This is a genomic window from Streptomyces sp. NBC_01341 (assembly GCF_035946055.1).
Classification (GTDB): Bacteria; Actinomycetota; Actinomycetes; order Streptomycetales; family Streptomycetaceae; genus Streptomyces.
Map to the genome: position 1 here is coordinate 6,969,632 of NZ_CP108364.1, position 25,151 is coordinate 6,994,782.

General features: G+C 69.6%; 9 protein-coding genes and 2 pseudogenes. 2 read left to right on the forward strand and 9 right to left on the reverse strand.

What is annotated here, in order from left to right; genetic code table 11:
* Nucleotides 1–120: 120 nt before the first annotated feature.
* A complete protein-coding gene (locus tag OG206_RS30670; protein ID WP_327121843.1) occupies nucleotides 121–1,401 on the reverse strand; it encodes an ATP-grasp domain-containing protein in 1,281 nt (426 codons plus the stop codon).
* Between the two features lie 50 nt (nucleotides 1,402–1,451).
* Nucleotides 1,452–7,763 (reverse strand): non-ribosomal peptide synthetase, encoded by a 6,312-nt coding sequence (locus tag OG206_RS30675; protein WP_327121844.1) that lies wholly within the window; start codon nucleotides 7,761–7,763, stop codon nucleotides 1,452–1,454.
* A 499-nt stretch (nucleotides 7,764–8,262) separates the two neighbouring features.
* Here OG206_RS30675 and OG206_RS30680 point away from each other — a divergent pair, with 499 nt between their 5' ends.
* Complete coding sequence (locus OG206_RS30680) at nucleotides 8,263–9,936, forward strand: B12-binding domain-containing radical SAM protein (RefSeq protein WP_327121845.1); 1,674 nt, start codon at nucleotides 8,263–8,265, stop codon at nucleotides 9,934–9,936.
* A 570-nt stretch (nucleotides 9,937–10,506) separates the two neighbouring features.
* Here OG206_RS30680 and OG206_RS30685 read toward each other — a convergent pair.
* A pseudogene (locus OG206_RS30685) lies at nucleotides 10,507–10,704 on the reverse strand (helix-turn-helix domain-containing protein); the annotation flags it as partial.
* A gap of 894 nt (nucleotides 10,705–11,598) precedes the next feature.
* On the opposite strand from OG206_RS30685, the gene OG206_RS30690 reads away from it, so the two are divergent.
* On the forward strand, nucleotides 11,599–12,687 hold the full coding sequence (locus OG206_RS30690) for a hypothetical protein (RefSeq protein WP_327121846.1): 1,089 nt from the start codon (nucleotides 11,599–11,601) through the stop codon (nucleotides 12,685–12,687).
* Nucleotides 12,688–13,003: 316 nt separating this feature from the next.
* Here the strand turns inward: OG206_RS30690 and OG206_RS30695 are convergent, their stop codons facing one another.
* The 6 genes and pseudogenes from OG206_RS30695 to OG206_RS30725 all read right to left on the reverse strand — a co-directional run bounded on the left by OG206_RS30695 (nucleotide 13,004) and on the right by OG206_RS30725 (nucleotide 24,855).
* A complete protein-coding gene (locus OG206_RS30695; RefSeq protein WP_327121847.1) occupies nucleotides 13,004–17,782 on the reverse strand; it encodes a non-ribosomal peptide synthetase in 4,779 nt (1,592 codons plus the stop codon).
* A gap of 520 nt (nucleotides 17,783–18,302) precedes the next feature.
* On the reverse strand, nucleotides 18,303–18,986 hold the full coding sequence (locus OG206_RS30700; RefSeq protein ID WP_327121848.1) for a peptide deformylase: 684 nt from the start codon (nucleotides 18,984–18,986) through the stop codon (nucleotides 18,303–18,305).
* A 476-nt stretch (nucleotides 18,987–19,462) separates the two neighbouring features.
* A complete protein-coding gene (locus OG206_RS30705; protein ID WP_327121849.1) occupies nucleotides 19,463–20,854 on the reverse strand; it encodes an FAD-dependent oxidoreductase in 1,392 nt (463 codons plus the stop codon).
* A gap of 1,131 nt (nucleotides 20,855–21,985) precedes the next feature.
* Nucleotides 21,986–22,699 (reverse strand): annotated as a pseudogene (locus tag OG206_RS30715) (GAF domain-containing protein); the annotation flags it as partial.
* A 148-nt stretch (nucleotides 22,700–22,847) separates the two neighbouring features.
* The gene (locus tag OG206_RS30720) at nucleotides 22,848–23,792 is read right to left on the reverse strand and encodes an MIP/aquaporin family protein (RefSeq protein WP_327122449.1); all 945 of its coding nucleotides are present in this window, start codon (nucleotides 23,790–23,792) and stop codon (nucleotides 22,848–22,850) included.
* 211 nt (nucleotides 23,793–24,003) lie between these two features.
* Nucleotides 24,004–24,855, reverse strand: a complete 852-nt coding sequence (locus OG206_RS30725) for an enoyl-CoA hydratase/isomerase family protein (RefSeq protein ID WP_327121850.1) — start codon at nucleotides 24,853–24,855, stop codon at nucleotides 24,004–24,006.
* Nucleotides 24,856–25,151 lie beyond the last annotated feature (296 nt).

Consider the following 25,151-nt stretch of genomic DNA (forward strand, 5'->3'; position numbering starts at 1 on the left):
CCTGTGCCCTGGCGATCGTGCTTGTCAGGCTCGCGACTGACGTCCGGCGAGCGATTGGGTGGAATCCGTGCCGAGGCCGTGCCCGTCTTCGTGCCCGGGCAGGCGGGCGCGGGTGCAGCGTCACGATCCGGACGCGTGGGAGGGCCGCATCCCGATCCGCAGCCGGCCGATCGCTTCCTCCGCCCGGCGTACGGCCTCCCCCGGCGTCGCCGCGCAGCTGATGGAGTATCCGACGCGGTCCAGTGAGTGGTGCGGCTCGCGGGTGCGCGCGCCGGGCTCCACCAGAAATCCGCACGCCATCACGCCTGGTACCGCGTATGCCGCAGCCAGTCCGTCGAGGCTCGCCACCACACCGGCCGGGGCCCCCAGGAAGCGGATGGCCGCGGCCCTCCGGGCGCGCCGCGGCAGTGGACGCGCCAGCGGTTCTCCCCTGAGCAGGGTCCAGAAGGCGCGTACCAGCTCCGTGTCGTACGCCCACTCGATCAGTTCCGCGATCTCGTCGCCCGGAGGGCGCCCCGCGCACTCGACCAGATAGGGCGTGCCGGCCTCCACGATCCACTCGCAGTGCACCATGCCCGTGCCGAAGCCGACCGCGCGCACGACCCGCTCCGTCTGCTCCCGCAGGAGCGTGTCGAGCTCGGCGGGAATGTCGGCGGGGACCAGGTGCCCGCGCTCGACCGGCCGAGGTCCGGGGTAGAGGTCCTTCTCGGTCACGTTGCCGAACAGAGCGCTGCCCGCCGACACCAGCATCTCCACGCTGTACTCGCGGCCGCTGACGTACCGCTCCACCAGCATCCGCACCGGGACCGCCCGGTCCGGCACCCAGACGCTCCCGGACAGGGCGGAGCACTCGGCGGCGCACTCGGCCCAGGCTTCCACCGCCTGGTCCGCGGAGCGGAGCACGCGGGTGCCCACGGCCCCCTGCCGGTCGGCGGGCTTGAGGACCGCCGGACCGGGGTGGGCCGCCATGAACGCTTCCACCTGTGCCGGGCTCTGCACCGCCTGCGACTCGGGGTTCGGGATACCTGCCGCCCGGGTGACGCCGCGCAGCAACGACTTGTCGTGCAGCACCTGTGCGGCGCCGAGCCCGGCGCCGGGGAGTCCGTAGCACTCCGCGAGGCGCGCGGCGAACAGGGTGGCGTCCTCGACCGTCGGCGCGATCGCGGCGGGTGCGAGACCGGGGTGCGCTCTGTGGAACGCGTCCGCGGCGCCCGCGAGCTGGTACTCGCACTCGACCAGGTCGCCGATCACCTCCGCGCCCCGTACCGCGGAGCGCAGTCCGCGCTTGCGGACGACGTCGGGTTCCTCGATCACGATCACCGAGGCGTCGGGCTGGAAGGCGCCGATGGCGGCGACCGAGGTCCAGGCGAACCCGACCATGATCACGGGATGCGTCGTCAAGTCCATTTCCCTGCTCTGTCGTTCCTGGTCCGCGGCGCGCCGGCTTCCGGTCATGCCGGGTCGTCGATCTGCTCGGAGGCGAGGTGTTCCAGCATCAGCCGCTCCACGTCGTCGGCGAAGTCCGCGAGCACCGGACGGTCGAAGACGGCCCGGACAGGTATCCGCCGGCCGAGCGCCTCGCGAAGGCGACCCACCATCCGGGTGGCAGCCAACGAGGTGCCGCCCAAAGCGAAGAAGTCTCCCCGCGGTCCGACCTCGTCCGTGTGCAGCACCTCGGCCCAGACCTTCGCCACGACCTGCTGCATCAGCGACATGGGTGCCCCGGCTGCCGTTTCGACCGCTCCTGGCTCGGGCAGCGCGGCGCGGTCCACCTTGCCGTTCGGCGTGGTGGGGAAGCCGTCCATCACGACCCAGCGGCGCGGAACCATGTAGTCGGGCAGTCGCTCGGCGAGATGGCTTTCGAACGCCGCGTGCCGAGGCGTCGTGGACACGACGTAGCCCACCAGGTGCCGTTCACCGGGCGGGCCGGCGACTGCGACGACGGCGTCGGCGACGTCAGGGTGTTCGCGCAGCACCGACTCGATCTCACCGAGTTCGACGCGATGGCCCCGGACCTTCACCTGGAGATCGGTCCGGCCCAGGTACTCCAGCCACCGGCCACGCCACCGGACCAGGTCTCCCGTGCGGTAGCACCGCTCGCCGTCGGGTCCCCTGACGAAGCGTTCGGCGGTCAGCGCGGCCCGGTCCACGTATCCGGTGGCCACGCCCGCACCCGCGATCCACAGTTCACCGGTGCTTCCGGGCAGGGCGGGCCTGCCCCACCGGTCGACCACGTGGATCCGGGTTCCGGCGATCGGGGCGCCGATGGGCACGGCGCGGTCGGCGACCGGCCTGTCCACGCGGCCGGTCATCGAGTAGATCGTGGTCTCGGTGGGCCCGTACGCGTTCCACAGCTCCCCGACGCGCGGCGCGAGGGCCCGGGCCAGCGCCGGGTCGAGGACTTCACCGATGCTGATCACCCGCATCCCGGGCCGGTCCGGCCAGTCGGCGGCCTGCAACAGGCGCAGCGTGGTCGGCGTCGCCGTCGCGACCGTCACGCCGGTGCGCTCCATCCACTCGGCCAGTGCGTGGCCGTCCGTGGTGGTGTGCCGGTCCGTGAGCGCCAGTCGCGCGCCGCGGGCGAGAGTCACCCACAGCTCGTAGCCGAACACGTCGAAGGTGAACGGCACCACACCGAGGGTGACGTCGTCCTCTTCCATCCCGGGGCTCGCCGAGAGCGCGGCGACGAAGGCGGCCAAATTCGCGTGGGTCACCCGCACCCCCTTCGGCCTCCCGGTCGAGCCGGAGGTGAACAGGACGTATGCCACCCGCTGCGGTTCGGGCTCCGGCAGGTCGGCGGCAGGGGCGTGCTCAGCTGCCTCGTCCACGTCGAGCACGGTCACCCCCGGCAGGGCGAGGCGGGCCGTGGCGAGGGCCGTGCCGCCGGACAGGACCACGCGCACCCCCGCGTCCGTGGCAAGCCGGGCCAGCCGGGCGGACGGGTGATCGGGATCGAGCGGGACGTAGGCCGCCCCCGCCCGCAGCACGGCGAGCAGCGCTCCCGGCAGCCGCCGGCCACGCGGGAGGCAGACGCCGACCGGTTCACCTGGTCCGATCCCTCGCGCGGAGAGGCAGGCCGCGACGCGCCCTGACGAGTCGGCGAGTTCGGCGTAGCTCACCGAGCCGTCGGCGGCGAGCACGGCGACCGCGTCCGGTCGGCGACGTACCTGTTCCAGAACAGCACCGACGACCGTCGCCGGCCGGCCCTGGGGCAGATCCTCGCCCGTGGCCGCCGAGCGCAGCTCCGCGCGTTCACCGGCGGAGAGCGGGTCGATCCCGAGGATCGGCCGGTCCGGCTCGCCGAGCGCGCCGTCGAGCAGAGCGACGAACCAGCGCGCCCAGCGTCGCACGGTGGCCCGGTCGAACAGGCCGGACCGGTAGGTCAGTGTGCCGGTGAACCCGGTGCCGTCGTCCACCAGGGCGAGTGACAGGTCGACCTGCGCCGCCGTCCGCGGTGTGTCGATGCGCGCCGCTGCCAGGTCGGCGAACGAGTCCACGGCGCCCGGCAGTCCGATGACGTTGAGCATCGCCTGGAACAGCGGAGTGGAGTCGGGATCGCGTTCCGGACGCAACTGCCGCACGACCTCCTCGAACGGCGTCTCGGCCCTGTCGAGGGCGTCCAGCACACGAGTCCGGGTGCGCAGCAGTGCCTCCCTGACCGTGGGGTCTCCGGACAGGTCGCCGCGCAGGACCAGGGTGTTCGCGAAGCAGCCCACCATGCGCTCGGTGCCAGGGTGCGTGCGCCCGGACACCGGCACACCGACCGGCACGTCCTCGGTGCCCGCGAGCCGGGCCAGAAGCACCTGCCAGACGGTGAGCAGCACCATGAACGGCGTGCAGTCCAGCTCGGCCGCGACCTCGCGAAGCCGTGCCGTCGAGCCAACGGGAAGAGCGATCGGTTCGGCCGCCGCCGCCCAGCCGGTCGCCGGGCCGCGCGGGCGGTCCACCGGGAGCGTGAGCGGGGACAGGCCGTCCAGGTGCGCCGCCCACCAGCCGAGGTGCTCGTCCGCAGCGCCTTGAGGGTGACGGGCGCGGTGCCACTCGGCCACATCGGCGTACTGGAGGTCGAGGGGCTGTGGAGCCGGGCCGCCGTCGTCCCGGTGCTCCTGGTACAGCGCCGACAGGTCCTCCAGGAGCGTCGTCCAGGACCAGGCGTCGACAGCTATGTGATGAATCGTCAGAACAAGAACGTGCTCGGCCGCCGATATCCGCAGCACCAGCGCGCGGAAGGGCGGTTCGCGGTCCAGCGCGAACGGTCGCGTGGTCTCCTCCCGCACCGCGGCGCCGACGCCGTCCGTCCCGGCCTCCACCACGGACACGGGAAGGGTGCCGGGAGCCACCGGTACGGCCAGCGGCCCCGCCTCGTCCTCCGTCACGACCATGCGCAGCACCTCGTGACGTGCGCCGAGACCACGCAGGGACGTACGGAGGGCCACCACGTCGAGCGGGCCGTTCAACCGCAGTGCCACGCTGGTGTGGTAGGCGTCGCTGTCCGGACGCAGCCGCCACAGGAACCACAACCGCTCCTGGGCCGGCGACAACCGGACCGGGGTTGCGGGATCCGCGCGCCGGGGCAGGGGCCCTGACGCGGCCGTCGCCTCCGTACGACGTTCCAGCTCGGCGGCCAGGTCACGCAGCACCGGCCGTTCGAAGACCACGCGGACCGGCAGTCTGCAGCCGGTGGCCTCGGCCAGCATGCCCACCATGCGGGTGGCCGCGAAGGAGTGGCCGCCCAGCGCGAAGAAGTCATCGGTCACATCGACCCGGGGCAGGCCGAGCAGTGCGGTCCACACCCGGGCGACCGCCTCCTCGACGGGCGTGCCCGGCACGACGGCGGAGGCCTCGGGCCGTGCGGTTCTCGGCGCCTGCCGCAGGGCCGCCCGATCGGGTTTGCCGTTGGAGGTGAGCGGGATGCGGTCCAGTACGACCACGTCGGCCGGCACCATGTGTTCGGCCAGCGACTCCCGCAGCCGGGCGCGGATCCTGTCGGGCCGCGCCGTGTGTCCGGCAGCGGACACGATCCAGCACACCAGCCGGCGCTCGTCCGCCTCGCCCTCGGGCAGCACGACGACATCGGCCACCTCGGGCAGCGCCCGCAGCGCGGCGGTCACTTCCCCGGGTTCGACGCGGTGACCGCGCACCTTGATCTGGTCGTCCGCCCGGCCGAGGAACTGCACCACGTCGTCGTCGCGCAGCCGGACCAGGTCGCCGGTGCGGTACCAGCGGCCGCCCTCCGGGTCGTCGACGAACCGCTCCGCGGTGAGGTCCGGGCGGCCCGTGTAGCCACGCGCCACCCCCGGACCGCCGAGGAGGAGTTCGCCGGGTACACCGGCGGGCTGGGGGCGGCCCAGACGGTCCACCACCCGGCCGGTCACGCCCGGCAGCGGACGGCCCAGCGGCACAAGGCCGGTGCGCGCCGGGGCGGGGACCTCGTCCACGTCGCAGATCAGCGACATCATGGTGGTCTCGGTCGGCCCGTAGTGGGTGTGTACCGTCAGGTCCGGCCGCAGGCGCCGGACCTCCTCGACCAGCGACCAGGGACAGGACTCCCCGCCGAGAATCAGCAGCCTGCCGGGCAGGACGTCGGCCAGGTCGCCGTGCCGGGCGAGCATGGTGAGGTGGCTCGGCACGAGTTTGACGACGTCCACCCGGTGCCGCGCGAGGTAGGCGGCGAAGGCACGGGGATCGGTCGTGGTCTCCCGGTCCGGCAGGTGGAGGGTGCCGCCGGTGAGCCATGCCCCGTACAGACAGGCGAGGCCCAGGTCGGCCGCGACCGTGGACACCGTCGCGAAGGACCCGCCCGCGACCTGGGGCATCCGGCCGACGAGACCGGCGACGCGGTGGGACAGGTTGCCGTGCCGCACCGCGACGCCCTTGGGCGCGCCGGTCGAGCCGGAGGTGAAGATGACGTGCGCCAGGTGGTCCGGGGCGACCTGCACGGCGGGCCGGCTCTCGGGGCCGCCGTGGGAGACCATCGGATCGACGGTGTCGGCGAGTCCGCGGACCCGGTCCGCCGGTTCGCCCGCCGTGACCACCAGCCGCGTACCTGAGGAGCGGAGCATGGCGCGGATGCGGGAGGCGGGGTGGGCGGCGTCCATCGGCAGGTACGCGCCGCCTGACTTGAGGATGCCGAGCACCGCAGTGGCGAAGTCGATCCCGGGCTCCAGCAGGATGCCGACCGTGTCGTCCGGGCCCACGCCCAGCGCGATCAGCCGGTGCGCCAGCCGGTTGGCACGCGACTCCAGCTCGCGGTAGGTGAGCCGGCCGTCGGCACCCACCACGGCCGTGGCGTCCGGGAGTTCGTCCGCCCATCGTTCGATCAGGGCGTGCACGGGCACTGAGGACGGTCCTGCGACGGGGCCTGCGAGCACGGGACCCGCTGCCGGCTCCAGGGGTAGGGTGCCGACCGGCCGTCCGGGTTCGGTGACCATCCCGTCCAGCAGGGCGATGAACCACCGCACCATGTTCTCGGCGGTTCCCGGATCGAACAGGTCACTCCGGTATTCCAGGCGGCCGTTCATTCCGGAGCCGGGGCCGCTGTCGGCCAGTTCCATGCTCAGGTCGAACTTGGCGGTACGCGGCGGTACCGGGCGCCACTCGGCCCGTACACCGGGCAGGGCGAGTGGCCGCAACTCGTCGTACAGGTTGAGCATGACCTGGAACACCGGTGTCGCCGACAGGGTTCGCTCCGGGCGGAGCCGCTCCACGACGCGTTCGAACGGCACTCGGGAGTGGCGAGACGTGTCCAGTGCCCCGGCGCGCACGCGGGCGATCAGATCACGTCCGGACGGCTCGCCGGAGAGGTCGGCGCGCACCACGACCGTGTCCAGGAAGCAGCCGACGGCGGTCTCGCTCGCCGCGGAGTGCCGTCCCGCGTGCGGGACGCCCACCGCGACGTCGTCGGTGTCCGCGAGGCGCCCGAGGAGGGCCTGCCAGGCGGCCATGAGCACCATGAACGGGGAGGCCCCCGACTCGGCGGCGACCGCACGGACCCGGGCTGCCGTCGCGTGCGGCACGGCGACCGGCGCGGCCGCGCCGGGCCACGCCGACGCCAGGGTCCGGGGCCGGTCGGTGGGCAGGTCGAGCACCGGGGGGAGGCCGGCCAGGTAACCGGCCCACCAGTCGAGCCCGGCCGGGTCCTGGGCCTCCTGGGTCACCACGTCCCCGTACTGCGACGCCGGGGGCAGGGGCCCGCCGGCACCACGGCGGGCGGCGTAGAGGGCGGCCAGGTCGGCGAGGAGGATCCGATGCGACCATCCGTCGGTGGCGATGTGATGCAGCGTCATGGCCAGCGTCCAGCCGTCGGGCGTCCGGAACACCACGGCCCGCATGGGCGGCTCGGCGGTGAGCCGGAACGGACGGCCGGTCTCCTCGGCCAGCGCCGCGTCCAGCTCCTCCTCTCCCAGGTCCGCCACGGACACCGGCACCTCGGCGGCCGGGCGGGTGCGCACGACCGGCCGGGGTCCGTCCGGATCGACGACGCCGCGCAGTATTCGGTGCCGCTCTGCCAGGTCCCGGAGGGCGGCGAGCAGGGCCTCCTCGTCCAGCGCGCCGGAGAGTCGCAGTACCACGGGCACGTTGTACGCCGGGCTGTCCGGCTCCAGCTGCGCGAGGAACCACAGCCTGCGCTGCACGGCCGACAGCGGGACCGGAGCATCCGGGCCCATGGTCCTGGGCCGGACGGTTTCCAGGCCCACGGCCTCACGACCGGCCGCGAATCGCGCGTTCAACTGATCGCGCAGGCCGTCGCCTGTGTTGCTCATGTTCCCCTTCTTGGAGGTCGTTAGGCCGGCTCGCCGAGGCCCGAGGCCCGAGGCCCGAGGCCCGAGGCCCTGGGCCGGTGACGGGTGAGGGTGGCGGCGCCGGTGACGGAGGCCGCGCGAGCGGCGTTCCTGTGCTCGCGACTGTCCGGTGACCACCATGTACGGCTCCGGGGCCGGTTGCCCCGGCGATTAACGCAGCCATGACGGCTATCGCCCCCATCTTGACGCTTTCAGCACGCCTTGCCCCCGTACGATCGGGTCCGGCGGATCAGCTCCCCTTGTTGCGCCCGGAGAATCCTGCAACTGCAGCCCTGACAGCAGAATTCACCCCGCCTCCGCCCCGCTCCGAAGGCCGCGTCTCGTGCACCGCCGACTGATTCGGGCCGGAAAACGAGCCCCGTCGGCCGGATGCCCGGCCGAACCGCGCCACGTCGAAGTCGGCACGTATGTCCACGCGCTATGTGCACCCGTTCAAGAAAGCTGAGAGACGAACCTGATGATGAGCCTTGAGCCGGTGGAAGAGCTGGTCTCCGCCACTGATTCCCGATACGTCTGGTCCTACCCCGTCGATCAGCCCGTCTCGGAGCCGCAGACGAAAAAGCTCCAGTCCGTCTGGTATGTGGGGCTCCCTCTCACATCCGCTCACCGCGGCAGCCACTCGGGCGGCGGAGCACTGATCGACGAAGCCGGGGACCAGTCCCGCTACTCCAACGAGGGCACGGTCTACCCGCACTCTTCACTGGTCGAGATGATCACCTATCAGGACAAGTGCTTTCCCCATCTTGGCTGGGAGTACCTGGACATGAGCCATCTCGACTGGGAGGACGTTCGCGCGAGGATCCAGTCGGATCCTCCCGACGTGGCGGCGTTCACCGTCTATTCCTCGACCGCGATGTGGGCCTACATCGTCGCCGCCGAGATCAAGCGGGTGAACCCCGATGCCGTTGTCGTCTTCGGCAACGATCACCCGGGGATCCTGCACCGCGAGGTCCTCTCGGGCACCTACGGGTCGAAGATCGTGGACTTCGTCTGTACGGGGAACAACGGCCCCTTCACGATGATGGGACTGCTGTCGTGGCTCGAAGGGAGACTGGACCTCTCACGGATTCCTTCCCTGGCGTACCGCGGGGGAGCCGGCGAGATCCACAACCAGGCGGCGCCCACGTATCCGCTGTCCGGGCGCGTGCTCCCCGACTACCGGCTCATAGAGAACGAGCTGGAAGCCCACTACGACGACGCGTTCAGCGTCTGGTACGCGTCGCACTACGACTTGAAGCGCATGGTCACCCTTCCGCTCGACGGCGGCTGCAACTGGGGCCGGCGCCCCACACGCCGGTGCCTGCACTGCTCCATCCAGGGACTGACTCCCAAGACCTCCGAAGTCAGCGCCGCTGTTTCGACCCTCGAGGTGCTGGTCGGCCGGCTCAAGTCGAACGTCTACGCGGCCGGTGACTCCACTCTCGGCATGTCCAAGGCCCAATGGGGCGGGAACATATCGTTCCTCGACGATCTCGCAGAGGCGTGCGCCGGCTCGGAGATCCTGCGGGGCCGGCGGTTCATGCTCGCCTACGGCCTGGTCTACGAGTTCCTTCAGTCGGCAGAGCTCTGCAAGGGCTTCGTGAAGACCTGGAACGTCGGAATCGAAGCCTTCGACCCCAAACTTCTCAAAGGAAACTCCAAGGGCATCAACAAGGGGCCCGACAGGGTTCTCGAGGCGCTCGAACTGGCGCGGAGCCTTGACTACAAAATGTACCTGTCGGGCATTCTCGGGCTTCCGGGGACCACCTTGCGGCAACTCAAGGAGGAGGTGGACAACTGGCTCTCCATGGCAGAGACCTTCGCAGGATCCATCACGACCATCTCGGTGGCCGCGCCCGCGATCATCCCGGGCTCCCGCATGTACCGGGACGCGTTTAACCAGCATGCTGTCGTGAGGGAATGGCACGGCGAGTTGCTTCCCATCAGAAAGCTCTCGGAACTCTATATCCGCGAGAACACCGAAGTGGAGCTGGCGGATGTCGAGGCAGCGCTCACCGATCTCGGACGGGGGGTCATCGCCCTGGACAACAGCGGCGCCAACATCAAGTTCGGCGGTTACATGCTGGGAGGCGTGGACCACGAGGAGTCGTACGAGCGTCGTCAGCTGCAGGAGATCTTCACCCAGCTCCGCTGACCCGGTCACCACCCCGCCCCCCCGCCGGGACCACCAGTCGGCGGGCCCGGGCCCCTGCCGCCTCGTTGCCGTGGTCCGTCCGCACGATGTGGAGAGAATCGTCTCAGGCACCCGGCATGTCAGCCAAGTTGTACAACGCCCACTGAACCGCTCCGGATCGGTGGAGGCCCGGGTGAGGCTTCGGACTGACAGCGGTGGGTACATCCGCAAGCATGGATGCCGGTGCATGGATATCGCTGATAGCTACGGGGATCGTCTTGCTCGTCGGGGCGGGGCTCATCTGCTACGAGCATTGGGGATCCGGCGCGAACCAGAGCCGGGAGTATGACCTCGGTCCGGACAACACCAGCGGTGGAGGCGGAGGCGGCTGACGCCCACGGTTGGGCCGAACCGCCTCAGCCCGAACCTGCCGCCGATCTCACGACCGCGCTGCAGCAGAGCGTCGAACAACGGCCTGGATATCGTCGGACTCCCATCGCGATAGATCGGTGTCTTGGGTTCAGCGTTGCCGCTCCAGGGTGAGGACGGCTGCAGCGATTGACGACATTCGATTCGGGCTGCACCGGGCCTTGCGGAGCCGACGGAGATGCCGAACCCGGCAGCGAGCTGGGCGAGAGTGTCGTGCCGCCGCAGGTACACCAGGCCGACCAGGGCACGCTGGTGCGGCGGGAGCTTGCAGCGGCGCTCACCCTCGCGGGTGAGGATGAGCATGGTGACCCACTCGACCAGAGCATGAGGCAGGTCGAGTGCGGCAGAATACGGAACCAACACGGCTCCTGTGCCCGTGGGCTGAGACTTCGAACACCTCCCCCGACGGCACGGGAGCCTCGTGCGTTGCGCACACCGCCGGCATCACCGATCAGTGGCGACTCCGAAACAGCTCACTCGACGTGGCGCCGGCTTCGAGAGCCCGTCCGGGACCGGCGCCGCTGCGGTGCTGTCGAGATGTTGGCTGCTCGGGGCTGACACCTCTGCACCGGCTCCGGCAAGGCCAAGCCGTCGAGCGTGAGGGCGTTCGAGCGCGGAGTGCCCGCCCAGCCCACCGCCAACCGGGCCCGCCGTGCCCGCAGCGTCCTTCTTTCTCCGGGCCAGTCCGACGAGGCCGGAAGGGTCGGTCAGGCCGAAGTGGCCACCGGCCTCACACTGTCCGCGCAGTCCGCGCGCACAGACACGAAGATGATGATCATCATCTGGTCTGGTATTCTCTTCCCCTAGCAAGCACTCCAGAGTGGAGGGGCCGGCCGACCATTCCTCCGTGTTGATCAATCGATCCCGCTCCGCACCCCGCTTGCCGGGAACTGTGAATGGAGCTGATGTGATCAGGACAATGGGGGGATTCCGATTCGTGTTGACCTCGCTCGCAACCGCGACACGGATCCCGGGTTGGCGTGAACCCTTTCTGTACTGAGACTCGTTAACCCGTTGCAAAGAGTCCCGCTCTGCTCTGAGGAGGGCAAGGCTGGGCGACTGCGTGAACATCTCCCGCAGTGACGCCATGGGGACTTCTCGGCAACTGGAAAGGCGTTGAGCCGAAACCGTGGCTGAGGATATTCCTCCTCGCGGCCCGCACCGCCGTGCACTTCGGAAGAGAAATGCCTGGTATCGGCGTATCGACGACACCATCGAACTGCCAATTTCAGCAAGATAAGAAAAAGGGGAAAAGTGAACAAGCGAGTGAAAACGCTTCGCCGAGCAGCTGTGACGCTCACCGCCGCGCTGGCTATATCTGTCGGGGCAGGGGCTTCCGCCTTTGCCGCGCAGCCTGGCGAGGATGCCGAATGGCATTATCAGTACGACCACGGGGAAAGGGTGGAGTCGCGCGGGGGGATGACGGAGGCGCACGACGCGAACGGCAACCTCGTGCAGGCGTGGCGCGGCTACAGCGACAACGCCATTTACGTTGCCGCAAACAATGGCGCAATTTACCGGTGGCCGGCGAACGCCGATGGCGGGGCAGCGACAACGTACGCGACTCCGCAGATCGTGGCGACTGACTACGGATTCCGCGTGTATCACACTGGCACGGATGGGCGCATCTATTACGCAGGGCTGTCCATAAATGCTGGTCAGGTCGGTCTTCTTGGCGGCTGGCGAACGGTCCCGGGCGTGATCACGCGGAACAACATGGCTCCAGCCGTCACTGCCATGCCCCGCGGAGAGTCCGTCTATCTCGCCTACCACGGCGCCACCAGCGACCAGATCTACGGCGCATTCTTCAACGGCTTCGGTGACGATCGCTACAACACTGGATGGCAAGCGCCCCGGGCCATCCCGGGTGTGTTTTCATCCAGCACACCCTCCATCGCGTACAACAACTCCTGGAATCACCTCGTCCTCACCTGGGCCGGAACGGATCTGCAGGTCAATTACTCGACGCAACTCTACGGATCCGCTTACTGGTCCACGCCCCGGCAAATCGCCGGCGTCTCAACCCAGAATTCGCCGACCGTAGCGCTAACGGACAACGGCGCAGGGCAGATTGCTGTGACCCCGTGGGTGAACAACGGCGGCGTCTGGGGCACCGACGGCGGGGGACAGATCATAACCATCCGCTCCGATGGCAACCAGCCCGCCGGTGTGCGACTGGACGGGGGCTGGACGACGGTGACCGGCGCGCCTGATCCGGACGTCCATGGCGGGGAACTGGAGCCGGACACGCTTCATTTGGTGAACCACGGTGTGACTCTGGTCATGCTGGGGGTTGTATGGTCCGACGCGGTAAACGTTTGGAAGGGGTCCGGGCGGTTCTGAGCCTCGATCTTTCGTGAGGGTCCGTCGATAAGCGCGACGGACCCTTCGCGTTTCGGGGGCTGCGATAGAGCCAGAAATAGTCGCCCGGACGGCAGGAGGGCATCGGCATTGCCCAACCTCGTTTGGGCTGGATATGCGCAGGCCAAACAGGTTCTTCACCACCTTGGAGCTATCAAAGGAATTTATCCAAGCCGCAGGGCACATCCCTCCAGACCACGGCGGCGGTGCGGCACGGCTCGCCCCTGGCACGGCAGCACTGGACCGGCGCTCATCCGCCCTGGAGCCGCACCGCCCAGTGAGATCCCGTCACCTCACCTCACGGCTCGCTGGATGCCGGCCCCTGAGCCCGGCCGGTCAAGTCGTCGATCAGAAGCGCCTCGAGAGCGGCCGCGAAGTCGGTGAGGACGGGCCGGTCGAACAGGAGCTGCACCGCCACCGGTATGCGCAGGGTCTCCCGCAACCTGCCGACGACGCGGGTGGCGGCGAGCGAGTGGCCGCCCAGCGCGAAGAAGTGGTCGTCCGACCAGACGGGGGAGACTCCCAGCACCGTCGCCCATACGTCGGCGACGAACAGTTCGGCCTCACTACCGGGTGACACGCGTGAATGCCCGGAGTCCTCCGACGGCAGCGGAAGTGCCGCCCTGTCGACCTTGCCGCTGGGCAGGACAGGCAGCGCTGCGAGCCCTACCCACCGGCTGGGAACCATGTGCGCGGGCAGTCGCAGGCGCAGCTGTGCCTGGACGGCCACGGTGTCGACGCTGTCGGGCACCAGATAGCCGACCAGATGCCTGCCACCGCCAGTGCCGGACACCGCCACCGCGGCGTCGGCCACCCGCGCGTCGGCACGCAGTGCGGCCTCCACCTCGCCGGGCTCGATACGGTATCCGCGCACCTTCACCTGGTCATCGCTGCGACCGTGGTACTCCAACGTCCCGTCCTGCCGCCAGCGAGCCCTGTCGCCTGTGCGGTAGCAGCGCTCACCCGGCTCGAAGGGATCGGCCATGAACGCCGTCGAGGACAGGTTCCGGTACCCGCGTGCCACCCCGCTGCCCGACACCCACAGTTCACCGGTCACTCCCGGTGGTACCAGTCGGCCGAGCGGATCCACCACGTAGCAGCGGGCGCCCGCCACCGGGCGGCCGATGGGGACCGTGTCGCCGTCCCTCGCGGTCACGCGGTGGACGGTGGCGGTGACGGTCGTCTCGGTCGGCCCGTAGGAGTTCCACACCTGGCCGACCCTGCTGAGCAGTTCCCGGGCGAGCTGCGGGTCCAGCACCTCGCCGCCGGTGACGACCGGCATCCGCGGGTCGCCCGGCCAGTCCGCGGCGAGCAGCATGCGCACTGTCGTCGGAGTCAGGTGCACCATGGTGACCCCGTCGGCCGTGATCCGCTCGGCCAGGGCGAATCCGTCCGTCGCGCAGGCCCGCTCGACGATGTCGCAGCGACCCCCGACCGCCAGCGGTGCCCAGATCTCCTCGGCGGACACGTCGAAGGACAGCGGAGCCACCGCGGCCATCGAGTCGGCCGGTCCTATGCCGGGCGAGAGACGGAAGCCCTCGACGAACGCGGCCAGGTTGGCGTGCGTCACTTCTACACCCTTGGGCCGGCCGCTCGACCCCGAGGTGTACAGGACGTAGGCGAGTTCTCCGGGGCGGACCTCGGGCAGGTCGCGCCCGGTGGCGCGCGCGGACAACTCGTCGGCGTCCAGTGGCGTGGGAAGCCCGGGCGGGATCGGTCCCCGCGCCAGGACTGCCCGTGCGCCCCCGTCCGCGGCAAGCCGGACCAGTCGCTCCTCCGGGTGGTCGGGGTCCAGCGGCAGATAGGCCGCCCCGGCCCGCCACACCGCCAAAAGGGCCGCGGGAAGCAGATGATCGCGAGGCACGCTCACTCCGACGACGTCGCCGGGGCGAACTCCGGCGTCGAGCAGCCCCGCGGCCACCCGCCCGGACCAGGCCACCAGTTCGGCGTAGGTGAGGGAGCCCGTGGACCCGGTCACGGCGACCGTCTCCGGTCGGGTCCCGGCCACGGCCAGCACGGCGTCCACCACGGTCGCCGGCCTGGACGCCGGCAGAGCGGGTCCCGTGGCGAATTCCAGCACGGTGTCACGCTCCTGCCGGCTGACCAGCTCGACGCCGGACAGTGGAAGGTCGGGATCCGCCAGCCCGGTCCGCAGCGTCCTCAGCATCCGCTCGGCGAAGGCCTCGGCGTCCTGCCGCGTGAAGCGGGCGGTGGCGTACTCGACCTGGAGTTGGAAGCCCGTGACCGTCCGCGACACGAAGACCGACAACTCGTTCGCCGCGGCGCCGCTGCCCCGGTCCGACCGCAGCTCCAGCCGAAACGGTCCGCCGGACAGCGACGCCGGCTCGTCGAGCGGCAGCATGGTGATGACGACCGGAGTGCGCGACGCGCCGGCCACCCGGTGGGCCGGAAGGTGTTCGAGCAGCTCACGTGCGGGAAGCTCCTGGTGGGCGAGTGCGCCGACGATCGTCGTGGCGCACTGCCGCATCAGGTCCCTGAAGGTCAGGTCGCCGCTCATGCGCAGCCGCAGTGGCAGTGTGTCCACCAGCGGGCCGAGTACGCGCTCGGTCCCGGATCGGTGACGACGGGCAGCGGCCGCGCCGATCACGACGTCGTCGTGTCCGCCGAGGCCACCGGTCACCAGCCCCAGCGCGGCCAGGTAACCGGCGAACGGAGTCGTTCCCGTCTCGGCCGCGAACCGAACCAACCTGGCCACCAGGGCTTGTTCCAGCGCGAAGGTCACCCGCTCCGTCTCCCACCCCGGTGCCTCCTGGCGGCCGGGCAGGTCGTCAGGGATGACGGCACCCTCCAACGCGGTCCGCCAGAAGGCGTTCAGCCGGTCGCGGCGCGACGGCTGGCCGTCGAGCCCCTGCTCGTGCAGCGCTATGTCGCCCATCTGTACCGGAAGTTCGTCCACCGGTTCGCCGTCGAGCTCCGCAGCGAGTTCACGCATGAAGACGGGGACGGAGGCGCCGTCGAACGCCACATGGTCGACGGCCACGACGAGTTCGCCCGCATCGTCGGCCGTACGGGCGAACGCGGCCCGGATGAGCGGGCTCTCGTCGCTCAGGTCGAAGGTGTGCGTCGCGGTGCCCTGGTGCAGCACCTCCAGCCGACGCCGCTGCTCGTCGGCCGGCAGCGCGCGCAGGTCGACCTCGCTGACCGGGACGGACACCGGCGGACCGACCACGAGGTAGGGCTCGGAGTCGGACCGGATGGTGCTGCGCAGCACCTCGTGTCGTCTGACGATCGCGTCCAGCGCCTCTCGCACTGCCGGCCCGCTCACGGGGCCGCGCAGGCCGACGCGCATCGTCAGAGTGGTGACGGGAACGTTCGGGGCGAGCTGCCGCAGCAGCCAGAACTCCCGCTGCACGGCGGTGAGCGGGTAGCGCGCCCGTTCCGGCGCCCGGCGCAGGGGCGGTTCTGCGGCGACCGTGCCGAGCACCCGCGCCAGCGACGCGGTGGTGGGATGGTTCAGGAACATCGCGAGCGGCACCGGAGTCCCGCGCCGCGTTCCGAGTTCACTGACCACGCGGGCGGCGGCCAGGGAGTGTCCGCCGAGATCGGCGAACCGGTCGTCGACCCCGACCTGGTCGATACCGAGGACCTCGGCGATGACGTCCGCGACGAGCCGCTCGGTGTCGTCGCGCGGCGCCGTGTACGGCGCGTCCGGCCGACGGCCCGCCGTGATGACGGGCAACGCCGCGCGGTCGGCTTTGCCGGTGGGGTGGACGGGGATGCGGGGCAGCACCGCGATGCGCCACGGCACAGCGTGCTGCGGCAGCCGGGCGGTGAGCCAGGCACGCAGCTCCGCCTCGGTCGCCGCGTCCGACTCGGCGTACCCGACGAGCCGGTCGCCGGTGGCCAGGACGACGGCGTGCCGGACGCCGGGGTGGTCGGCGAGCGCGGCCTCGACCTCACCCGGCTCCAGCCGGACGCCGCCCACCTTCACCTGTTCGTCGGCCCGACCGGCGAAGTAGTAGGTGTCTCCCAGTCGGCGTCCCAGGTCGCCCGTGCGGTAGCCGTACGGGCCGAAGCGCTCGGCGGTCAGTTCCGGCCGGTCGAGGTAGCCGCGGGCGACACCCGGCCCGGCTATCCAGAGTTCGCCGGTCCCGCCCTCCGGCAGGAGGCCGCCGTCCGGGGACCGGACAGACAGTTTCGCTCCGGCGATCGGCTGTCCGATCGGTGGACTGCCGCTGCCGTGCCGGTCCACCTCGGCCATGGTGCAGCACACGGTGCACTCGGTGGGGCCGTAGAAATTGAGCACCCGACGGACCTGGGGGTGGGCGTACACGCGGTCGCACAGGGCGCGGGTGACCGGCTCGCCACCTGTGATCACCGTTCGCACGCCAGGCGGCAGTCCGGCACTCATCAGCGCCGACAGGGCGGACGCTGCAGCGATCAGTACGACAGCTTCGGAACGGGCCGGGAGCGTCGGTACGGCGAAGAGGTTCTCCGCGAGAATCACGGTGCCGCCGGCCACCAACGGGGCGAAGATCTCCACGGTCGAGGGGTCGAAGCAGACCGACGTCGACGCCAGCATGCCGCGCAGTTCGTCCGCGGACAGGTAAGCCGCGAACCAGCTGATCAGGTTGTGAAGGTTGCGATGCTCGACGACCACACCCTTGGGCGCCCCGGTGGATCCGGAGGTATACATGACGTACGCGGGACCGTGCGGATCGGATTCCGGGCCGGGGCTGTCCGCGGGCGGTGTGTCCTCGACGCACATGGACGTGGCGGTGCCCGGGATCACGTGCTCTGTGCCCGCCGAGGTGAGGACCGCCGAGAGCGAGGCGTCTTCAGCGATGAACCTGATGCGCTCCTCGGGGTACGCCGGATCCAGTGGCACATAGGCGGCACCGGCCTTCATCACCCCCAACAGGGCCGGCACCAGCCACACATCACGTCGCACGCACAAGCCGACACGATCGCCGCTGCGCACCCCCGCGGCGCGCAGTCGCCTGGCGATGCCGTTCGCCATCCTGTCGACTTCCGTGTAACTGAGCCTGGCCTCGCCGACCACCACCGCGGTGAGGTCCGGATTTCTCAGGGCCTGCTGCTCGAATTCCTCGTGCACGCATGCCGCTGTCGCATGAAGTTCAGTTCTCATTGAGCTCTCTGCCTACCGTGCGCGATGCACAGGGGAAGCCAATTCGGCCGCTGCTTCATTCGCCGCGAACCGTTCAAGCCGTCGGCCTGTTGCGCACGTTCTCCGTATTTCCCTCGCCTACAGCCGACAAGGGAAGCGACGGTGTGGCTGCGCGAAGGGCACTGGGTTCCTGGGAATTCGAACACTAACACCGGGAAGTGCCTGTGAACCGGTGCGGCAATCAAGGCGACGTCAAGGCACCGTATGGACCTCGTCAGTGCCGCCGATCCGCAGTGTTCGCCCGCCCTGCTCACACGCAGGGCGTCAGCGCAGCCGCGCTTCCCGTGCACGCTCGGCAGGACGAAGCCGCCGGCCCTCTGCCCGGCCGGCGGTCCCGCCAAGGGGAAACCGAGCCCTCGCATCCCCGACGTCAGCCCACGACTACGACAGTTGCACCGGGCAGTACCGCATCATCGAGGGCCAGCCGTCCCCCGCCGACCAGCCGACCTCACCGGTCACACTTCAGCTCAGGCAGCGGGAAACCCAGGGCCAGAGCGGCGTCGGCGGGAGTGGCCTGCTGCCAGTGCTCGGCCACTGCTTCGTGTGTTGCCAGGGAACGCAGTTCAGCGCGGTCAAGATAGAGCGTGCCCTCAAGGTGGTCCGTCTCATGCTGAACGATACGTGCGGGCCAGCCCGAGAACTCCTCGTCGAAGCTCCGTCCGGCTTCGTCCTCCCCGCGCAGTCGCACGTGCTCATGCCGGGCAACGACGGCTTGCCAACCGGGGATGCTCAGACATCCTTCGAAGAACGCGGCCCGGCGCTCGCCAACGGGTTCGTACTGCGGGTTCACCAGCACCCGGAAAGGAAGCGGCACTCGGCCACGGATCTCGCGCACTTCCACGGGCATCTCCGGACGTGTCCCGCGCAGCTCAGGGGGCAACTCGACCGGATCCTCGATCACAGCAAGCCGCAGCGGGATCCCGACCTGCGGTGCCGCCAGACCCACCCCAGGCGCGGCACGCATGGTCTCCTTCATCGCCTCGACGAGGCGAGCCAACCGCTCCGCACCGAGCTGTCCCTCGTAGGACATGGTCGGCCGCCGCAGAACCGGGTCCCCGGCACGGACGACAGGCAGAGGTCGGGGCCCAGAGAGAAGTTCCTCAACAAGATCGACAAGTATCCCGGTTTCCATCGCTCCAGCATCTCAAAGACCGGATTCAGGGATGGCCCCGGTCGCCGCCGAGTCGTCTCACTCCTGAGGCTGAGCCGCACCCAGGTTCGGAAGGATTCGAACTGACGGGCCCGGCGATCACTCGTTCGTGGTGTTCCCGGGACGGCAGTGCGGCCTTCACGTGACGCGCGACGGGACTTCAACGCACCGTCGGCACATGGCACCGCGTGCGCCGGCTCGAACAGTTCGTCGCGCCGGGCGGTCGGACACTCGTGGAACTCGCCCCGCAAGCCTGACGCTTCTGCGAATGCTTCCCTCCGGACAGCATCAGCCAGGAGACTCACCCTCACGGCCTTCGTCGTGGTCACGTGCACCTTGGTCGAGCACATGATCAGACGAAGGCCGCACCTACGTCCGGTGAACCCCCGGGTGAGCGAACCAGTTCGAGACACCGTTCGAGGGCGGAGGAAGAGGAACAAACTCAGGGGCCTGGCGACTCAGGCGTCTGCGGACACCTGCTGGTTGACAGCGATCGCCCGCTCCAGCAGGGTCGGGTCAGCCAAGGTGTACGGGTGGGCGGACACGAAGAACACTGCCTTGCACGCCTCGGCAATGGCCTCGTCCCGGGAGGAGGCCTGCATGATCTGCCCCATGGCCCATCGCTGCTGCTGAACCTCTTCCGACGCCTCGACGCCGTTCATCACGGCCAGGCGGTCGGCATCGGCGCCGGCGGAGGAAGCCCACAGAGCGTCCACGGCGACTTCCTGCAGGGCGAAGAACTCGTCGGCGGGCGAGGCGAAGTCCGGTTCGCCGACCAGATACTCCGACAGGCAGGAGGCGTGCAGCGCGGCCGACGACATACCCTGGGCGTAGGTCGCGTTCATGGACGCGACCGCGTCACCCACGCTGACCAGGCGGGCAGGGAAGCGCGACAGCCCGACGTAGTCCCGCCTCCTGCTGTCGGCCTGGTGGAAGTTCAGGACCTCACGGGTCACCGAACCGGCGGCCACTGCGGCGAAGCCCGGCGGCAGGGTGGAACAGACGGTCCGGAACTCCTCGATCGTCTTGGGCGGCTGGCTCTTCCCGAAGGCTGTCAGGCCTATCAGCCACTGGTCACCTTCGACCGGGGTGAGCAGCGCGACGGCCAGTTCGTCCGGCCGGCCGAGGGGGGAGTGCCGAGAGACCGTGGCAGTCGGCTGAATATTCGCCGGTCTTTCGAACAGTGCGGTCGCGTAACTGACGCCGGTCTGCATCCGCTGCAGTCGCGGCCGCTCGTAGCCGGCCTGCTCAACCCAGTCCGACAGCTTGCTGGCACGCCCCATCGCGTCTACCGCGAAGTCGACGTCCACCGCTGTCTCGACGCCGTCGACCGCATAGCGTACGGCGCTCACCGCGTCGTTGCGGTATTCCAGACCCGTCACCTGTGCCGTCAGGGTTGAGACGTTGGGCAGGGCGAGAACGCGGCTGCGAATTCGGGACTCGAAGAAGGGCCGAGTGAAGTGGTGGTGACTGTCGTCGCCCATGCGCGGCTGCTCGTACCCGTCAACGTACGTGGTCATCTGCTCCGAGCCGACGAAAACCGCACCCCGGTCCCGCAGTTCACGCTCAAAGCCCGGCAGCCAGCGCTTGATCAGCTCGAGGCCCCCGGTCAAGACACCATGCACCTGACGATCCTGCGGTACTCCCGTGCGGGGGCGCCCCTCCACGTTCACCTGGTCGTCACGCTCGATGATCAGGACCTTATGAGCATGGTCGGAGAGAACCCGTGCGGCCAGGAGGCCGGCGACGCTGCCACCGAGCACAGCAACCGTGTCTAAGAGGACGGGCGCGCGTTCGGGCAGGTCCAGTCGGACCAGTCTGTCGAACACTGCAACGGGTGAGTCAACCACAACTACTCCTTGCCTCGGTGGCGCTCTGGGCCACCCTGAATGGTTCGGCCCAGTGGCCAACGGTGGTCTGAGCCAGCGCAGTCGGCCATGAGTACATGCGGATCTCCGCCCCGAACAAGGGCACAATACAAGAGATCTTTGTTGGGTCAACTAAGTGTGAGGGGAGCCCGGGTTGACGGTTCAGCGCCCCGGGCAGCGGTTCCACCGCTCGTTTGTGATGATTCGTCAGCAAAACAAGGGGGGAGTGGCCGTGCCCAGTGTCGCGTCAGGCATCGTCCCGCAGCAGAAGTACGTTGCCTGTTGCGGCACCACGTCCACCCGGGATGTGACGCCTGGCCACCATGCGGCTGACCGGGGGCGACGCACGCAACGTGCCCGTAAAAACCCTCGTACACACGATAGTTGATGAACACTTACGGGTGGCCGATGTGTCTGTGTCACATCCTTCGCTTCGCATGTGCAACAGGTAGGCCGGCCGACGAACGCGAGGGCCGGAATCGCCCCTCGGCGGCAAGGCGGATCCTGGCGGTGAATCCGCCGCGGGAACGTCCCGGACACTCGCCGATCTGACCACCTCCTCCAGACGGGGGGACCAGTCTCCGCAGTGCCGGATCAGCCTGGTTCGTCCCTCGCTCGGCCCCCTTTCGAGGAACGGCGGCCTGAGGTGCCTTCCTCGCGCCGGCGGCGTGCTGGTGGGCTCGTATCGCTGTCGAGTCCGCCGACACGTCCCGGTCGATCCCGTCCGTCGCGTCCTCGGCTGCCGTCGGCACCTGCGCACTTGGGTGGCAGAGGTGCGCATCTCAGTTGACGCGTGGCTCCTGCACCCCGCACCAGGTAATTCGCAGGCGTCCCGCCCAGTTCCCGTCCTGTCCTGTCCGCTGCCGTCCATGCCGGGACGGGCCCGACGGAGGAGCGGTGCGGAGTGCCGGACGTGCACAAGATCATGCTGGATGCCGAGTTGAGCAAGGCGTTCGATGTGTGGTCCGGCTATCTGAACGCCCGGACTGGCGAGGATCCTCAGGTCCGTACACGACTGCGCTCCACGTTGCAGTCGGCCCGCGCGGCAGCTGCCGAGGGCGATCCCGCGTCTGCACGCGCCTTGGTGGCGGAGATGTACGACGATGCCAGAGAGAGTGCCTCGTCCCTCCCGAGCGCGGAGAGCCGCACCGCCGCTCCTGTGGGCTCTGGCGCGACGAGCGCGAGCTGGGACTCGGCTGCCCGGGCCACGGCGTGTACGAACGCCAGGCTGTGCGGATGAGCGAGCCCGTTGCCTCCGGTGATGTCGACGGCGCCGAGCACCCGGCCCGTGTGCGGGTCGTGCAGCGGGGCCGCCGCGCACGTCCACTGCTGGACCGGCCGCAGAAAGTGCTCGGCCGCGAACACCTGGACCGGGCGGTCGACCGCGAGAGCTGTGCCGGGTGCGTTCGTCCCGGCCTCCGACTCGGCCCAGCGGGCGCCTTCCACGAAGTTCATCCGCTCCGCGCGACGGCGCGCCCGGGCGTGTCCTTCCACCCACAGCAGCCGGCCGTGCGCATCGCAGACCGCGAGGAGATGCTCGCCGTCCATCGCGTAGGCACCCATGAGTTCACGGATCATCGGCATGACGCGTGCCAGGGGATGTGCGTCCCGGTAAGGCCCGAGCTCGTCCGCGCGGAGTTCGACAAGCGCCGCACCGTCCGGGCTGACCCGCGCCCGAGCGGACCGCCGCCACGACTGGCCGACCACGGACCGTACCGGTGTCTCCAACCGGCCGCCGGAGGTGAACACCTCGTGTGCGCGGCGTAGTTCACCGAGCCGGGTGCCGGGATCGGCGTCCGGGGGCAGAGCCACCCAGGGGTCCGTCAACTCGCCCTCCCGTCCCTGCCCGCCTGGCTCCCATCGTCGGGGCAGGGGGCGTCCGCGACAAGCACCGGGAACGGGTCAATCGCCGTCGGCGTACCCGCGGGAGTGACCGCGCGGGCCGTCAGGGCCGGACGCGGTCGTGCTCCGGGTGTCAGCCCTTCGCGCTCGTCACGGGCCGGGTGCAACCGACCTCCGGCGGCTTGGCCATCTGCGTACGGGTGAACAGCGCGTCCCCGATGAAGAGGTCGTAGAGCAGCACCCCGGCGACACCGCCGACCAGGGGTGCGACGAGAGGAATCCAGAAGTAGTCGCTGAAGGCCCCCGGCAGCGTGCCCGGCATGGCGAGTTCCTGCCAACCGAGTGCCCAGGCGAACAGGCGGGGGCCGAGGTCGCGCGCCGGGTTGATCGCGTAGCCGGCGTTCGCACCGTACGACAGGCCGATCGCCACGACCGCAAGGCCGATCAGGACCGGCCCGAGCGAGACCCTCACCGCAGGGTTGCGGAGGTCGATGACCGCCATCACGAACACGAGCATGAACCCGGCGCCGACGACCTGATCGACGAACGGGCCCCAGATCCCCCCGTGGAAGTACGACGCGGGGAAGGTGCCGAAGATGGAGAAGGTGGCGAGCGTGTGCCCGTTCGTCTTCGGCCCCTTCATCGCCAGGTCCAGCGCGTTGATCGCGTCGTGGTAGACCGCGTACACCAGCGCCGCACCGGCGAAGGCCCCGACCACCTGGGCGGCGATGTAAGGGATCACCTTCGGCCAGGGGAACCGGCGGCGTACCGCGAAAGCGAGAGTGACCGCCGGGTTGAGGTGGGCGCCGCTGACCCCTCCGGCGACGTAGATGCCGAGCGTCACGGCCAGGCCCCAACCGAGTGCGGGCATGACCCAGTCGCCCGCTGCCAGGAAGCTCGTCGTGGGTCCTGCCGTGCGCCCCGAACCCGGGAGAGCCGCGACCGCCATGGCCGCCACCCCGCACCCGAAGGAGATCAGGACGAACATGCCGAGGAATTCCGCCAGGCACTCGCCGAGCAGCCCTCCTCGACGTCTCAGCCGTGAGGGCTTGACCAAGGGGGGAATTTCAACAGCCATCATGGCTCCTAGGGTCGGCCGTGTCACCGGCGGGTGCTCGCACAGCCCGTCGTGCCGGCTCGGTGCGGGGGTGCCGGCACGACGCGGGCTCCGTGAGGCGGAACCGGCGTCATGAGGTCACGGGGCGCCGATCCGCGGCGGCACCCGCTGCGACTCGAGCGAGGACGTCGGGAGGTCCGGACGGGCCGGTGGCGTCCGTCCAGGCGGAGGACTACTTTCCTTCGTCGGCTCCGGAGCGGTACTGAAAGCGCGTCACCCACTGGGGGAGGTCGCGTTCCAGTTCACTTCGCTGCTGGAGTCCGGCCTCGAACAGCTTGCCTGCGACGTGTTGCTGCGCGGGACGGTTCACCGCGGCCCAGAACGCGTCCATCTGGTCCTTGAACTCGGCGTCCGGCCGGAGGGTGGCGACATTCACGAACCGCTTGATGTCCCTGATCGTCTGCAGGTCGAAGGAGGAGATACGAGATGCCAACTCATCGACGAAGGAGTCGAGTTCGGCGTCGGGGAAGGCCCGGTTGACATATCCGTACTGCTCGGCGCGTGCCCCGTCGAGATCGAGGCCGCCGTAGAGGATCTCGAAGGTCCGGCCCCGTCCGACCAGTCCGGGGAGCCGTGTGGCGGGACCGCCGCCCGCGATGGCGCTCATGCCGATCTCGAACTGACCGAATACCGCTTTCTCGCGGCTGGCGAAACGCATGTCGGTCGCGAGCAGGAACTCACTTCCGGCGCCGCGCGCGATTCCCCTGATGGAAGAGAGGGTGGCGAAGGGCAGTTTGGTGAGACGGGTCAGGAGGGCCGTGTAGGGATGGACTTCCTCCGGGTGGGCGAGGACGTGGTCGAGTTCGTCCTTGGCCGACAGATCGTAGTGCGCCATGAAGAACTCGGGGTCGGCGCTGTCGAAGACGATGATCGCGACGCGATCGCTCTTCTCCGCGCGCGTGAAAACCTCGTTGAGTTCGCTCGTCATGGTCGAGTCGACGAGATTGACCGGAGGATTGTTGAAGGTCACGCGCCACAGGGTGGGGGAATGTTCGGTCAGGGTGAACCGGGTGGGGGAGGCCATGGGTCGTGACGCTAATGCCCGATGTCCGTGCCGGATCAGAGACTCGCCCAATGACGCGCAGAGTCGTGTTGTCACACGAATTCCAGCTGCGTGAGCCTGTTTCATGGGCACGGGAACGCCTGCCGGCGGACTCCGGAGTTCAGTTGTGCGGGCCTTTTTCGAGACCGGGGGAATGAATGGCCGCAGACAGCCTCTTCTCCCAGAACAGTTCGTCGCGCCATGCGCCGTCGGCGTAGAAGTGGTCATGGGCGATGCCCCAGAGCTTCGGCGTAGTTGAGGTTTGAGCGTGTTGTCCT